This is a genomic window from Dongia deserti (genome assembly GCF_003574735.1).
GTDB lineage: Bacteria > Pseudomonadota > Alphaproteobacteria > Dongiales > Dongiaceae > Dongia_A > Dongia_A deserti.
This window is the reverse complement of the sequence record NZ_QORW01000030.1, coordinates 36,928-51,123: the sequence shown is the minus strand read 5'-3', so window position 1 is coordinate 51,123 and position 14,196 is coordinate 36,928. Positions and strand designations below refer to the sequence as shown.

13 protein-coding genes and 1 tRNA gene are annotated in these 14,196 nt (G+C 64.8%); 3 read left to right on the top strand and 11 right to left on the bottom strand.

Features of this window, described 5'->3' with window-relative positions:
- The 9 genes from DTX69_RS28670 to DTX69_RS28630 form a co-directional block, all read right to left on the bottom strand.
- Positions 1-588 (bottom strand): VCBS domain-containing protein (locus tag DTX69_RS28670; RefSeq protein WP_284736132.1); only part of this gene is annotated, 588 nt, incomplete at its 3' end.
- Between the two features lie 579 nt (positions 589-1,167).
- Positions 1,168-2,325, bottom strand: a complete 1,158-nt coding sequence (gene argE, locus DTX69_RS28665; protein WP_119305020.1) for an acetylornithine deacetylase — start codon at positions 2,323-2,325, stop codon at positions 1,168-1,170.
- A gap of 2 nt (positions 2,326-2,327) precedes the next feature.
- A complete protein-coding gene (locus tag DTX69_RS28660; protein ID WP_119305019.1) occupies positions 2,328-3,785 on the bottom strand; it encodes a TrkH family potassium uptake protein in 1,458 nt (485 codons plus the stop codon).
- Positions 3,786-4,053: 268 nt separating this feature from the next.
- Entirely contained in the window at positions 4,054-4,704 is a 651-nt protein-coding gene (gene folE, locus DTX69_RS28655) for a GTP cyclohydrolase I FolE (protein WP_119305018.1), read from the bottom strand.
- 20 nt (positions 4,705-4,724) lie between these two features.
- Positions 4,725-5,117: a Co2+/Mg2+ efflux protein ApaG gene (gene apaG, locus DTX69_RS28650; protein WP_119305017.1), complete on the bottom strand. Its 393-nt coding sequence runs from the start codon at positions 5,115-5,117 to the stop codon at positions 4,725-4,727.
- A 375-nt stretch (positions 5,118-5,492) separates the two neighbouring features.
- On the bottom strand, positions 5,493-6,323 hold the full coding sequence (locus DTX69_RS28645; RefSeq protein WP_119305016.1) for an OmpA family protein: 831 nt from the start codon (positions 6,321-6,323) through the stop codon (positions 5,493-5,495).
- 203 nt (positions 6,324-6,526) lie between these two features.
- A complete protein-coding gene (locus DTX69_RS28640; protein ID WP_119305015.1) occupies positions 6,527-7,174 on the bottom strand; it encodes an ATP-binding cassette domain-containing protein in 648 nt (215 codons plus the stop codon).
- 9 nt (positions 7,175-7,183) lie between these two features.
- Positions 7,184-8,872 (bottom strand): ABC transporter permease, encoded by a 1,689-nt coding sequence (locus tag DTX69_RS28635; RefSeq protein WP_162917657.1) that lies wholly within the window; start codon positions 8,870-8,872, stop codon positions 7,184-7,186.
- Positions 8,873-9,095: 223 nt separating this feature from the next.
- Positions 9,096-10,328 (bottom strand): ABC transporter substrate-binding protein, encoded by a 1,233-nt coding sequence (locus DTX69_RS28630; RefSeq protein WP_284736131.1) that lies wholly within the window; start codon positions 10,326-10,328, stop codon positions 9,096-9,098.
- Between the two features lie 202 nt (positions 10,329-10,530).
- Between DTX69_RS28630 and DTX69_RS28625 the strand changes: the two genes are divergently transcribed.
- Positions 10,531-10,605: transfer RNA gene (locus tag DTX69_RS28625), tRNA-Gly, on the top strand.
- A 293-nt stretch (positions 10,606-10,898) separates the two neighbouring features.
- The gene (locus DTX69_RS28620; protein WP_119305013.1) at positions 10,899-11,408 is read left to right on the top strand and encodes a PAS domain-containing protein; all 510 of its coding nucleotides are present in this window, start codon (positions 10,899-10,901) and stop codon (positions 11,406-11,408) included.
- 61 nt (positions 11,409-11,469) lie between these two features.
- On the opposite strand, the gene DTX69_RS28615 is transcribed toward DTX69_RS28620, so the two are convergent.
- Entirely contained in the window at positions 11,470-11,676 is a 207-nt protein-coding gene (locus DTX69_RS28615) for a DUF1737 domain-containing protein (protein WP_119305012.1), read from the bottom strand.
- A 44-nt stretch (positions 11,677-11,720) separates the two neighbouring features.
- Entirely contained in the window at positions 11,721-13,244 is a 1,524-nt protein-coding gene (gene hutH, locus DTX69_RS28610) for a histidine ammonia-lyase (protein WP_119305011.1), read from the bottom strand.
- Between the two features lie 240 nt (positions 13,245-13,484).
- On the opposite strand from hutH, the gene DTX69_RS28605 reads away from it, so the two are divergent.
- The gene (locus DTX69_RS28605) at positions 13,485-14,192 is read left to right on the top strand and encodes a corrinoid protein (RefSeq protein ID WP_119305010.1); all 708 of its coding nucleotides are present in this window, start codon (positions 13,485-13,487) and stop codon (positions 14,190-14,192) included.
- Positions 14,193-14,196: the final 4 nt, after the last annotated feature.

Here is a 14,196-nt window from a genome sequence, read left to right as displayed (position 1 = left end):
ATCGGCCAGGGTCAGCGCGATGCTCGCCGAGGCAACCCCGGCCTCGTCCTCGCCCGCTTCCACCAGCTTCAGCGGGCTCTGCGGCCCAGCCGTCACCGTCGGGTCGTCGTTGGTGCCGATCACCGCAATGGTGAGCGTTCCCGTGCTAAGGGTGCCGTTGGACAACCTTATGGCGTAGGTGACAGTGTCATAGTCCACTTGTCCTGCCGCAAGATGATTGAACGCGTCTTGAAACTGTGTCGTATTTGTCTTGTACAGGATCTTGCCGTTCACGATCGCGATGTCGGCGCCCATTGCGCTTTGTTCGGAGCACGTAATGCTCTCAAGCGTCGCCGTCGACTCATTCGGCGCAGTGAAGGATGCATCCTTTACCAGGAGGTCAACCACTCCAACGCCATCCTCGATGCCATCGATCGAGTAGAGCGTCTTCGCCTTTCCACCCAGATCGTTCGCCATGACGTCGATCAAGTAGACGAAGCCATCCTCCGTCACCGTGTAGTAGTCATCCTTAGCCTGCGGCGTCAGTGAATAGCTGACTGTGGAAAGACCGACCGGTGCGGTTGGGCTGCTGAGATCGCTGGTGGTCATCGCTTTCGCTCCTAAGTAAGCCAGTCAAATAAAGGGACGTCGGCGCGCGGGAATGCGCGGCTGCCTACCGGCTCCTTCGCTTCAATCGAGATTGTTCGGGTTGATGCCGCGCATCAGAGGCTGGAAGGCACCGTTGCTCCGTCGGTGGCGGCCAGCGGCGTATCCGCAGACGCATGCGTTCCTGACACGGCAAAACGACCATAGCTCCCTCCAGCTCGGCCCGATGCATCATCGGGGCGCGGTTGCGCGCGTGTTCGTGCGCCGGCCGAATCGGCCGGCCGTTCCTCCGGAGACGTGCATGCGGAGCGCTCATTCAGCCCCGCGGCGCGTCTCCCCTCGAGCTGGAGATGCGACAGAGATTTCCCGTGCGGCGCCTGCCTTGAGCTGCGGCGGGCGGCGAAATGAGAGAGGAAACCCCAAGCCTCGTTCGATCGAATTTTCTTATAATTGAAGGGATGCTAGACCCTGCGTGCTACACACGACAAGGTAGCAGTATGGTAAACGCGGGTTATTGCTACTTATCGGGGTGTGTCTTCTTTGGAAAATTCCGATTGACAAAATAGAGCCGTGACGCACCGGTCAGGCGCCCTGCGCCCAGGCGATCAGCTTCCTCAGAAACGCCTCTCCTGCCGCCATTTGGGACAGCTCGATGAACTCGTCGGGCTGGTGGGCCTGCAGGATGGAGCCGGGGCCGCAGACGATGGCGGAGAGGCCGGCTTGCTGGAACTGGCCCGCTTCGGTCGCGAATGCCAAGCCGACCGTCTGGTTGGCGCCGGTCAGGAACTTCACGAGGGTTTCCGCGGCGCCGCCGGGCTCGTCCGCCAGCGGCGGCACGTGTGCGCGCGGACGCGTGACGATCGCGGCTTCGGGTGCGACGCGCTGGAGGCGCGGCAGGACCGTGGCGGCAACGAATGACTCAAGCTTCGGCAGGACGACGGATGGATCGGCACCAGGTGTCGCGCGGAAGTCCCAGTGCAATGTGCAGTGGCGCGCGATGATGTTGACTGCAGTGCCGCCTTCGATGCGGCCGACATTGATCGTAGGATAAGGCGGCTCGAAATTCGCATCGTTGAAGGTGGAGTGCTTCAGCTCCTCCGCGATGCGGTCGAGCTCGGCCACGATCTCCGCCGCGGCGACGATGGCGTTGGCGCCCTTGTGTGTCTGGCTGGAATGGGCATCGCGGCCGGTCACTTCGGTCTCGAAGGAATAGCAGCCCTTGTGGCGCGTGCCGAGCTGCAGCTCCGTCGGCTCGCCGATGATGGCAAGCGCGGGCTTGGGAAAGCGCCGGCCCAGCTCCGCGATCAGATGCGGCGCGCCGAGGCAGCCGACCTCCTCGTCATAGGAGAAGGCGAAATGGATCGGCACTTTCAGAGGACGCGCCAGCATCTCCGGCACCAGGGCGAGGCACAGCGCGATGAAGCCCTTCATGTCGGAGGTGCCGCGGCCATAGAGCCGGCCGTCGCGCCGGGTCAGGGTGAAGGGATCGCTGGTCCAAGGCTGTCCCTCCACCGGCACGACATCGGTGTGGCCCGAGAGCACGAGGCCGCCCGGCGCATCGGGGCCGATGCTGGCCCACAGATTGGCCTTCGGCTGGCCGTCGGGCGCGGGCACCAGGTCGCTCTTGACGTTGTGCTCCCCGAGACAGTCGCGGATCCACTGGATGAGGTCGAGATTGCTGCGCGCCGAGACCGACGCGAAGGCGACCAGCCGTTCCAGGATGTCGATGGCGCTTTGCATCTTCAGCCCCGCCAGAAGGTCGGCGTGAACAGGACCATGACCGTCAACAGCTCAAGCCGCCCGATCAACATGCCGAAAGCCAGCAGCCATTTCACGCCGTCCGGCAGGCTCGCATAGTTCCCGGACGGACCGATGATCGGGCCGAGCCCCGGTCCCACGTTGCCCAGGGCCTGCGCCGCGGCGGAATAGGCGGTCAGAATATCGATCTGAAACGCGGCGATGGCCAGCCCCAGGATCACGAAGGTGAAGATGTAGAGCACGATAAAGCCGATGACGGAGCGGATGACGTCCTCCGTCACGGCGACGCCGTTGTAGGTCGGCAGCAGGACACGATTGCGGTGCACCAGCGAGCGGATTTGCCACTTCGCGAACGAGCCGAGAATGCAGAAACGGAAGATCTTCATGCCGCCCGCGGTGGAGCCGGTGCAGCCGCCGACGAACAACAGGATCATGAAGAGCGTCAGCGGGAAGGTGCCCCAGGCCGAATAGTCCTCCGAGGAGAAGCCGGTCGTCGTCAGGATCGAGACGACGTTGAAAGCGGAGGAACGGAAGGCGCTCTCCAAATCCCGGCCGTTGACGCCGAACTGCCAGAGCGTCACCAGGATGATGACGCAGACCATGGTGAAGGCGTACCAACGGACCTGTTCGTCGCGCAGGAGCGAGCGCCAATCGCCATGCCACACCAGCCGCGCCATCAGCATGAAAGCGAGCGCGCCGATGAACATAAAGACGATGATGATCCACTGGACCAGGGGACCATAATAGCCGATCGAGGCGTCCTTGGTGCTGAAGCCCGCCGTCGCGACCGATGTCATGGCATGGCACACCGCATCGAACAGCGGCATGCCGGCGACCGTGAGCAGGACCGCGCAGATGACTGTGAGGACCGCGTAGATGCTGAAGATCTCCCACGTCACGTCGACGGCGCGCGCCCGGATCTTGTCGACCTTCTCGGAGAACTCGGTGCGGAACAGCTGCATGCCGCCAACCCCGAGATACGGCAGCATCATCACCGCCAGCACGATGATGCCGATGCCGCCGAGCCACTGCAGGATGGAGCGCCACAGCAGGATGCCGCGCGACTGGGTGTCGAGCCCGACCATCACCGTAGAGCCGGTCGTCGTCAGGCCGGACATCGTTTCGAAGAAAGCATCCGTGTAGCCGAGGCCGGCGTCGGACAGTGCGAGGGGAAGTGCCGCAAAGGCGCACATCACCACCCAGGTCAGCGAGGTCAGCAGAAAACCTTCACGCCGGCCGATCACGGGCTTCTGGTTGGTGCGGAAGGCCAGGATCATGGCGCCGCCTGCGCCGCCGCTAACCGCCGCGCCGGCGATGAATCCCGTCCAGTTGCGATGGTCGGCCGCATAGTCCGCCAGCGCCGGCAGCAGCATCAACGCGGCGATGCCGCTGAGGAACATGCCGAGCGTGTAGAACACGGAACGATGATCCGGCCACGACATCGGCTAGGCTTCCCCCTTCTTAGATTCCCGGCCGTGCCGAAGGCGTGTCGTGCGTAGGCGCTACGACAATTCGGCTTGGCGACGCTCGTTTGGCGCTCCTGCAAGCGCGCGCGGCCATCGCCGCGCTACCCCTCATCCAGTTTCGCCCCCGGGCTCTTGCGACCCGGGGGTCGCTCGCGCTCGCTAAGGCTTCGCATCCTCTCCCCGCAAGGGGGAAAGGCAACTTCTTGAGGGCGTTCATAGGCGACAAACGGTCAACAGTCGAGCCTCACGAACTCGACGCGACCGTGGAGGGTGGCAGGCCGATGATGGCGAGGAACTCGCGCCGGGTCGACGGGTCGGTGCGGAAGGCGCCGAGCATGCGGCTGGTGACCATGGAGGTGTTGGGCTTGTGCACGCCGCGCGTGGTCATGCATTGGTGGCTGGCATCGATCACCACGGCGACGCCGCGCGGCTGCAGCACCTCCTGCAGCGTGTTGGCGATCTGCGCCGTCATCGTCTCCTGGATCTGCAGGCGCTTGGCATAGCAATCGAGCAGCCGCGCCAGCTTGCTGATGCCGACCACGCGATGATGGGGCAGATAGGCGATGTGCGCGCGCCCGATGATGGGCGCGATGTGATGCTCGCAATGGCTTTCGAAGCGCATGTCGCGCAGCACGATCATCTCGTCGTAGCCGTCGGTCTCCTGGAAGGTGCGCGCGAGGAGGGCGTGCGGATCCTGCTCGTAGCCGCGGAAGAACTCGCGATAGGCGCGCACCACGCGGTCGGGCGTACCGCGCAGGCCTTCGCGGCCGGGATCATCGCCCGCCCAGCGAATCAGGGTGCGGACGGCCTCTTCCGCCTCATCGCGGCTCGGCCGCTGGATTCGCTGCTTGGAAGCGCGCGCTGCGCCGGCGCGGGGCTTGCTGGATTTCGCCAAGATCGTCGTCCTCGTCCCGCTCAGTGCAGTTTCACTGGCTGATAGGGGCTGTCGAGCGAGAAAGCGGGAACCCGCACGTCGAACTTCTCGCCATGCTCGGTTTCCATCTGGTAGGTGCCGACCATGATGCCGGAGGGCGTCGGCAGCGGCGTTCCGCTGGTGTATTCGTAGTACTTGCCCGGTTTCAGAATCGGCTGCTCTCCGACCACGCCGGGGCCGCGCACTTCCTGCACCCGGCCCATGGAGTCGGTGATGCGCCAATAGCGGTTGCGCAGCTGCACCGTATCGGCGCCGTTGTTCTCGATCCGGACGCGATACTTCCAGACATAGTGCGAGTCCTCGGGCGAGGACTGGTCGTCCAGGTAGGTCGGTACGACCGTGATGGTGATCGATCGCGTGGTCTCTTTGTACATCGGCGGACTTTTAAGGTTGTCGGACTTCGGTGCTTGGCCTTGGTTCTGGGCCGTCGTTCTCGCCCTATGTTCTCGGGGGCCAAGCCCGGCGCGGGTGCGCCGACATCGGCCTTGCTGGATGGCGTGATCGGCCGCAGCCGCTGGCATGAATTTTATCGCCTGTGGGGGCCAACGCAACCCGCGCGTTCCCCCTCCCCAAGCTGGGGGCGGGTCGGGGTAGGGAACGCGAGCGAAGACTCCTGCCAGCACGGCTGTAGCTCCCCGTCCCTAGCCCTCCCCTGTTTCGGGGGAGAGGATCGACTTGTTTTGTGGTTGCGGAAACAGAAGCGGCGCCGGATTTGCTCCGGCGCCGCCAATTTCAACCAACCTGGCCGATTACTGGATGATGATCTCGGCGCGGCGGTTGGCTTGCTCTCTCACGCCATCCTCGGTCGGGACCGCGTTCTCCGACTCACCCTTCCAGGCGGTCGTGATCGCTTCGGCCGGGACGCCGCCCGCGATCAGCGCTTCGCGGACCGCATCGGCGCGACGCTCGGACAGCCGTTCGTTGTAGGCGGCCGAGCCAGCGCGGTCGGTGTGACCGGTGACCGAGATCGCGGTCGAACGGTTCGCGTTGAAGTCCGCAATGACCTGGTTGATCACGGCCTGCGCCGCGGCGTTGATGTTGAACCTGTCGAAGTCGAACAACACCAGGTAGACGGCCGGCGGAGTCGGCGCGACCGGTGCCGGTGCAGCTTCAAGCTCGGCCAAAGCAGCCAGCAGCTCGTCGCGGCAGGCGGCGATGTGGTCTTCCTGGAAGTTCTCTTCCTGTTGCTCGAGCCAGCAATCGAAACGGCTCTGCGCACGCGCGGCGATGTCCGGCTTGTTGTCGCGGGCGCCGCCATCCAGCGCCGCCAGCAAGCGGGTGCGGACGTCATTGATCTCAGGCAGCGTGTCTTCCGGCAGGTCGCGATTCACCGGATCTTCCGGCAACACCACTTCGCCGGCCGCGGACTGCAAGCCGCGGCGTGCGAAGTAGCCGGCATCGCGCCAGTCCCTCATCTCGTCGGCTTCGAAGACCGCGAGGTCGCGATATTCCTTGGTCAGCGCTTGAGTGAACGGCGTGCCGCCACTCGGTTCAGTCGTGCGGATACGTTGAAGGTCGGAAGTGCAGGCGGCGAGAACGCCCAGCGCGCCGACAACCCCCAGGATCTTTAATAGTTTCATTTCTCTCCTCGCTTTTGTCCCTTGTTGCCCAGCGACTGACGGAGAACCCGCCGCGGTCGTCTGGTGTGACGATCAACGGAATGCCAAAAGATGACAGGTATTGGTGTTGCTCAGATGCCATCCCCAGTGACGTCGACTTTGCGCCGACACCGTATAAACTATAGAAAGGCGTTTGGTTCCTGTCAAAAGCAGAAGAACCAGAATTAACTAATTCTTCCAGGCTGATGAATAGCGCGTAACTGTACGACTTCGCCACCCGCTGCGATCGAATCTTGGGGGTCGTGGCTTACTAGCAACACTGGCAAATGCGTCGCGGATTGGAAGACGAGCGACCGGAACCGGTCGCGCAGCGTCAGATCCAGCTTCGAAAACGGCTCGTCCAACAAGAGGGCCTTGGGCTCGGACAACAGCACCCGCAGCAGCGCCACACGCGCGCGTTCCCCGCCGGACAGGGTCAGTGGGTCGCGATGCGCGAAACCCGCCAGTTCAACCCGCGCGAGCGCCTCTTCCACCTTGCGCTGCCGGGTCGCCCGGTCCGCCCCGGCAGGCAGACCGAACGCCAGATTCTCCCCCACGCTCATGTGCGGAAACAACAGGTCGTCCTGGAACAGGATGCCGAGCCGGCGCCGGTGCGCCGGCAGAGCGAGGATCGAGTGTCCGTCCAGCAGCACGTCGCCTTCGCCGAGGAGACCCGGCGGCAACACACCGGTCAGCCAAGCCAGAAGGCTGGACTTGCCGGCGCCGGAGGGACCCATGATCGTGACCGGGCGGCCGGGCTGTATACGGCAACTCACGGGTGCGAACAGGCGCTGTCCCTGATGGCTAATCGCGGCATCACGCAGTTCCAGCATGCGGCACCGTCATGTCAGGGCCGGACGCGCGGCACGGCGCGCGATCCAATAGGCGGCGAAGAAGCCGGCCCAGATCACCAGGGCCAACGTGGTACCATAGACGCCGACGATGCGCCGGTCGCCGCCGGATGACAGTGCGATCGCCTCGGTCGCCAGGGTCGTGATGCGACCGCCGCCCATCAGGATCGTCGGCAGATAGAGCGAGAGGCTGACGGCACAGCCAAGCGCGGCGGCGAACACCAGGGCCGGCAGCAGCAGCGGCAGGCGCACGCTGACGAGGACCCGCAGCGGACTGGCGCCGAGGCACAGAGCGGATCGTTCGTAGCGCGGGTCGAGCCGTGCCCAGGGATCGGCCAGCGCCAGGAGCACATAAGGGAAGACGAACAAAGTGTGGCTGAGCGCCGTCGGCAACCAGCCGCCGACCAGGCCGAGGCCGAGCAGCAGGATCTGCACGCCCATCAGGAACGCGACGTCGGAGACGATAAGCGGCAGGGCGGCGATCGTGCGCCCTTTGAGGCGCGTGCGATGCGTGACAAAGCGCTCCAGCTGCAGCCATGCGATGGCGCCGATCAAGGCCAGCAGCGTGACGAACAACGCGATGGAGAGGCTATGCCGGAACGGCAGCCACAGGTCCGGCAAGGCGCGCTGCCACGCGGCGAGCGCGCAGCAATCCGGCAGCGCCTTGGGAAACCGCCACGTCGCCGCAAGGGACCAGAGCGGCAAAGCAAGAATCGCCAGCGCGCCGAACACGATGCCGAGGCCCGCCAGCGCGCGGCCGGCCTGCGCGCTCCATCGCCAGATGAGCGTGGGTGACCGCACACCGTCGGCCAATAGCGTACGCAGCGCGCGGGCAACGAAGAGTTCGCACGCGCGCCAGATGCCGAGTGCCATCAAGGTCAGCGCCAGATGCGCCAATGCCAGCGCCGCAGCGGGAAAGCGCCGCGCGAGATCGGGATCGTGCGTCAGATCGACCGCGAGCAAAGCAAGGGTCGGCGGTGCCGCGGGCCCGAGCACCAAAGCCATATCGACGGCGGACAGCGAATATGCCAGCGCGGCATAGACCGGCAGGCGGATCAGCGCGTAGAGCCGCGGCGCGATCAGCTTGAACCAGGCGAGGCCGGGCTGATAGCCGAGCGAAGCGCCGATCGCCATCATGCGCGGTGCATCGAGCTGGTTGAGGGCAGTCAGGGCGGCGAAGAACAGGAACGGCATCTCCTTCAGCACCAGGCCGGCCGCGAGGCTCAGGCCGTACGGATCGTGCGGCACCAGCAGATCGGGCGGCGTCTCGATCGGGAGCACGCGTGCCGCGATGCGCACCAGCCAACCCGACGGCGCGATCAGGAACGCAAGCCCGAGCGCAAAGGCGGCATGCGGTGTCGCCAGCAGCCAGGACAGGAACTTCGCCGCCAGCAGTGGAAGGCCGGTGCGCGCTCGACCGAGTGGCGCGATCCAGGCCAGCGCGAGCAGCGCGAGGCCGAGCGCGATCGGCATCGCGACCAAGGCCGAGATCAGCGTGGCGCGCGCGGCCGATCCCAGGCCGGGATAAGCGAGCAGATCGCGCCAGGGCTGCAACGAGAGAGATGTTCCGCCGAGCGCAGGGAAATAGCCGAAAGCCGGCAGCAATACGAACACGAGCCCAGCCAGGATCGCGACGCCCGGCACCGCGACCAGTGCCAGCCAGGCGATTCGCGCACGCATCGCTTTGCCGCCGATCGGGCGCACTGCGTCTAATTGGGAGATCGCATTTGCCAACTAGGCACCACGAAAACGTCCCCTCAGGGAGGGCCATTGCACCTGACGAATCCGCCGCGAAAATACACCCCTTCCCCCGCAAGGAGGGAAGGGGTGCCCTTCTCGGAGCTCCGCCACTCGATAGCGTCGATAGCGCGCTCTCCGCGTCACGCGTTCGGTCTCCCTGCCTCTAAGCGCTGTAGCGGTTCAGCCATTCTTGTTCCAGGGTGGGGACCCAGCTGCTGTGCGGTTCGGGGAGCGGCTTGCCGAGCTCCTCCGGAGTCGGAGTGGCGATGCCGCGCGGCAGGTCCTCGAACAATTTGCGCTCCTCAGGCTCGAGGCGCGCCATCGACAGCACTGTGGGATCGCCCCACACGTCCGCATGCTCCTTGCGCGCCTGGGCTTCCGGCGAAAGCAGGAAGTCGGCGAACACCATCGCGCCTTCCGGCGCGCTGCTGTTGAAGGGGATCGCGAGGAAATGGGTATTGCCGATGCTGCCCGCGCTCGGGACGAAGGCACGCACGGTGTCCGGCAGCAGATCCTGCGCGATGGCCGAGGATGCATCGCCCGGATTGAAGGCGAAATAGATGTCGGTCTCGCCGTCGGCCACCAGCTGCCGCATCTCGCTGCTGGATCTCGGAAAGGCGGCGCCCTTGCGCCACAGATGCGGGTGCAGGGAATCGAGATAGGTCCAGAGCGGCGCGGTTGCCATTGCGGCGTTCTGGCCGGTCGGATGCAGCAGCCGCGTCGGATCGGCGGTGGTTTCGTAGAGCGCCTGCTTCAGGAACGTGGTGCCGAGAAAGTCGGGCGGCGCCGGATAGGTGAAGCGGCCGGGATTGGCTTCCGCCCAGCTCTTGAGCGCCGCCATGCTGCGTGGCGGCTCCTTCACGCGCGCGCTGTCATAAAAAAAGACGAGCTGGGCCATGCCCCAGGGCGATTCGTAGCCTTCTGTGGGAACCGTGAAATCGAGGACGGTGGTCGGCTTCTCTTCCGGATCGACCTTCCGGAAGTTGGGCAGCAACTCCACGAACGGACCGAACAGCAGGTCCTTTGATTTCAGCGCGGCGAAGTTCTCGCCGTTGATCCAGATGAGGTCGACGCTGCCGCCGGTCACGCGCCCGGCGGCTTTTTCTGCGATGATGCGCGAGACCGCTTCGGCGGTGTCGGCGAGCTTCACGTGGCGCACCTCGACTTCGGCGCCCGCCTTGATCTCCGCGGCCGCCCAGGCGATGTAGTCGTTGATGCGTTGATCGCCGCCCCAGCCGTTGAAATGCACCACTTGGCCGCGTGCCATCGCCCGGATGCCGCGCCAATCGCCTTTCGGCGTCCTTGCCCAGGACCCGCGCGCCAGAACCGGCAGTGCCGCCAATGCGCCGGCCGCCGTCAAAAATCGCCGGCGCGGCCAGCAGGTCCTTCGCATCATCACGTTTCCTTGCAATCCGAATTCATGGTGCGGCATCCGCGAAACTAGGCTGCACCATCGTGCTTGCCAAGCGATGGACCCTATCCGCGTTCCGGAACTCCCAGGCATGTGATCGATGGGCGCATGCCGGCGAGGGCCGATGTTCTTGTTGGGTGAGGTCCTTGCTTCGACCCTGCCCCCTCGCCTATATTTTTGGCGGAGCGCGGGTGTAGCTCAGCGGTAGAGCATCGGCTTCCCAAGCCGAGGGTCGCGGGTTCGAACCCCGTCGCCCGCTCCAGTCCGAAATCGGCGAATCGGGCGGCCCAATTATCCCCGTTATCCACATCTTCCACAGGCGCCTGCGATGGTGCGATCGCGGCCACTTGCGCATTAACTACACAACGCTTTGTGGCGTCACGGATTTAGGATCAAAGTTCCGCACAGGTGCTGAATAGTGGCCGTGTTTACTGCCGTTTTTATTTGATCAATTCGGCAGTGACGCGACTCTTTTCAGTTGTCATTCCCGGGGCCGGGGGGCATCATCCGCGGCACTTCAAAAAGACTTTCAAAACCGGCTACAGGGGACGGCGCGTGCGTGAGATTGCAAGCGTCGAGGAGCTCGCTTCCTCGATCGGCACAGAACTCTACGCATATTGGGAGCGCAAGCGGGGCGCGCGGCGAATGCCCGCGCGTGCGGACATCGACCCCGCCGACTTGAAGCGCATCCTGCCCAACATCATCCTGGCCAAGATCGAGCGCGACGGGCGCGTGCGATTCACCTTGGTCGGCACGCGCTGCGTGGCCCACGCGGCGATGGACTACACCAACCACTATCTCGACGAGCTGGACTTCAGCTGCGACCACGACACCGACTGGCACGAGGTCTATCGCACCTTGCATCGCGAGCGGCGGCCGATCTTCGGCATCGTGAAGACCTTCCTCAAGGACACGCGCACCTGCGAGCTGGCGGAAGTGCTGCTGCCGCTGTCGGACGACGGCGAGACGATCACCCATTGCATCGGAATCGAAGATGCGCGCCTCGGCCTGCACGACGTCGAGGATCTGATGCCGGCGCGGCTCGCGCTCAAGCAGATCGCTTAAGTTTTCCTTTTCCAACGCCATTCCCTTCTCCCCTTGCGGGAGAAGGATTGGGAGAAGGGCGTCATTGCTTGCTGAGATCGAGGTCCGGCGAATAGTGCCCGCCTTCGACTTCCTTGATCACCGCCTGGCCGCAGACGACCTGCTTGGTCTCCGGGTCATAGGTGAGCGTGGGCGAGCCGTAGAGTTGCCAGCCGCGATTGATGAGCTCGCTGATGCGATGACAGAACGAGGCATCGTCCGGGCCGGTGAGATAGCGATAGAGATTCATGGGTCAAGTCCGCGCGTTGATATGACCCGCGCACTATAGCAGCGTCAGATCGCCGACAGGTCCACGATCTGCTGCAAGGCCGGGTTGCGCACCAGGCGCTTGGCGGCGGCGATGTCGGGGGCCATCAGACGGTCCTGATCCCAGAACTGTGCCTCTTTCCGCAGCAGCTTCAGCACCTGCTGCAGCCTCGGGCTGGTGGTGATCGGCTTCCTCAGCTCGATGCCCTGCGCCGCGGCCAACAACTCGATGCCGAGAATGGCGGCGGTGTTGTCCGCCATGTCGTGCAGGCGCCGCGCGCCGTGGGTCGCCATCGAGACGTGATCCTCCTGGTTGGCGGAGGTCGGCAGCGAATCGACGCTGGCCGGATGAGCCAGCAGCTTGTTCTCGCTGGCAAGCGCGGCGGCGGTCACATGCGCGATCATGAAACCGGAGTTCAAGCCCGGATCGGGCGCGAGGAAGGCCGGCAGATTGCTCATGCGCGCATCGGTGAGCAGCGCGACGCGGCGCTCGGAGATCGCGCCGATCTCGGCGATGGCAAGCGCGATCGCGTCGGCGGCGAGTGCCACCGGCTCGGCATGGAAGTTGCCGCCGGAGATGATGTCTCCCTGGTCGGCGAAGACCAAAGGATTGTCGCTGACCGCGTTGCATTCGCGCTGGATGACGTTCGCGGCGTGGCGCAGCTGGTCGAGCGCGGCACCCATCACCTGCGGCTGGCAGCGCAACGAGTAGGGATCCTGCACCCGGTCGCAGTGGATGTGGCTGGCGCGCAAGGCGCTGCCTTCCATCAGGCCTTTCAGGGCGCGGGCGGCGTCGATCTGGCCTAGTTGCCCGCGCACGGCGTGGATGCGCGGATCGAACGGTGCGTCGCTGCCAAGCGCCGCGTCGGTCGACATGGCGCCAGCGACGAGGCCCGCGCGCAGCAGATCGTCGGCCGCGAACAGGCCAGTTGCCGCCAAGGCGGTGGAGACCTGTGTGCCATTGAGGAGGGCCAGCCCCTCCTTCGCGGCGAGATCGATCGGCTTCAGGCCGGCGATCTCCAAGCCTTGGGTCGCGGGCAGCACCTTGCCCTTGTGGCTGACCTCGCCGATGCCGAGCAAGGTCGCCGACATATGCGCGAGCGGTGCCAGATCGCCCGAGGCGCCGACCGAGCCCTTGGCCGGGATGCGCGGATAGACCTCCGCATTCACGAGGGCCATCAGCGCCTCGATCACGCTGCGCCTTATGCCCGAGAAGCCGCGGGCGAGGCCGTTGATCTTGAGGATCAGGATGGCGCGCACAGTGGAGTCGGACAGCGGGTCGCCGGTGCCGGCGGCGTGGCTCAGCACCAGGCGGCGCTGCAGTTCCGTCAGCTGGTCGTCCTTGATATGCGTGCGCGCCAGGGCGCCGAAGCCGGTATTGATGCCGTAGGCCGTCTCGCCCCGGTCGATCACCGCCTGGACCAAAGCCGCCGACCGGTCGATGGCGTGATGGCTGGCGGGTTCCAGCGCGATCGGGCGCGGCGCCTCCAGCAGCGCGCGCAGGTCCTTGAGCGTCAGGGTTCCGGGATTGAGCATGAAGGCGCCGGCCATCGGCGATCTCCCTCAGATGTCGGTTGTATTAACTTGTATATACAAGCCGGTTCTCCGGCCCGCAACAAGCAGGCGTGTCGCAGATGCGACATGCCTCAGGTGCGGAAAAGTCATGCAAAACTCGCGATTTATCCCATTAACGCGGCGTCGCTGCTAACTTATAACACGTCGCAACAAAGGCGGCTTTGGCCGCCTGCCTTGTTTTACAAGGACGCGACATCAAACCCCGAGGGTTGGCACATGGCGAACGACGGCGAATTGGACCTGAACAGCCTCAATGATGACGATCTCGTGCAGCAGATGCATGACGATCTCTATGACGGCTTGAAGGAGGAAATCGAGGAGTCCGTCCGCATCCTGCTGAAGCGCGGCTGGGCGCCCTACGATGTGCTGACCAAGGCGCTGGTCGAAGGCATGCGCATCGTCGGCATCGACTTCCGCGACGGCATCCTGTTCGTGCCGGAGGTGCTGCTAGCCGCCAACGCCATGAAGGCGGGCATGTTCATCCTGCGCCCGCTCTTGGCGGAGACCGGCGCGCCCAAGGTCGGCAAGATGGTGATCGGCACTGTCAAGGGCGACATCCACGACATCGGCAAGAACCTGGTCTCCATGATGATGGAGGGCGCCGGCTTCGAGGTAGTGGATCTCGGCATCAACAACCCGGTCGAGAAATACATGGCCGCGATCGAGGAGCACAACCCGGACATCCTCGGCATGTCGGCGCTGCTCACCACCACCATGCCCTACATGAAGGTGGTGATCGACGCGCTGGTGGAGAAAGGCGTGCGCCAGGACTACGTGGTGCTGGTCGGCGGCGCGCCGCTCAACGAAGCCTTCGCCAACTCGATCGGCGCCGACAGCTACTGCCGCGACGCCGCGGTGGCGGTGGAGACCGCCAAGCAATACATGGCGAAGCGCCAGGGCTCGGCGATGGCGGCGCGGGCTTAAGCCT

Bases quoted from the DNA above. Each gene is read 5' to 3' on its own strand.
- argE (WP_119305020.1), bottom strand. From the start codon at position 2,325: ATGCAAAGCGCCATCGACATCCTGGAACGGCTGGTCGCCTTCGCGTCG.
- DTX69_RS28660 (WP_119305019.1), bottom strand. From the start codon at position 3,785: ATGTCGTGGCCGGATCATCGTTCCGTGTTCTACACGCTCGGCATGTTC.
- apaG (WP_119305017.1), bottom strand. From the start codon at position 5,117: ATGTACAAAGAGACCACGCGATCGATCACCATCACGGTCGTACCGACC.
- DTX69_RS28645 (WP_119305016.1), bottom strand. From the start codon at position 6,323: ATGAAACTATTAAAGATCCTGGGGGTTGTCGGCGCGCTGGGCGTTCTC.
- DTX69_RS28640 (WP_119305015.1), bottom strand. From the start codon at position 7,174: ATGCTGGAACTGCGTGATGCCGCGATTAGCCATCAGGGACAGCGCCTG.
- DTX69_RS28635 (WP_162917657.1), bottom strand. From the start codon at position 8,872: ATGCGTGCGCGAATCGCCTGGCTGGCACTGGTCGCGGTGCCGGGCGTC.
- DTX69_RS28630 (WP_284736131.1), bottom strand. From the start codon at position 10,328: ATGATGCGAAGGACCTGCTGGCCGCGCCGGCGATTTTTGACGGCGGCC.
- DTX69_RS28615 (WP_119305012.1), bottom strand. From the start codon at position 11,676: ATGAATCTCTATCGCTATCTCACCGGCCCGGACGATGCCTCGTTCTGT.
- hutH (WP_119305011.1), bottom strand. From the start codon at position 13,244: ATGGCCGGCGCCTTCATGCTCAATCCCGGAACCCTGACGCTCAAGGAC.
- DTX69_RS28605 (WP_119305010.1), top strand. From the start codon at position 13,485: ATGGCGAACGACGGCGAATTGGACCTGAACAGCCTCAATGATGACGAT.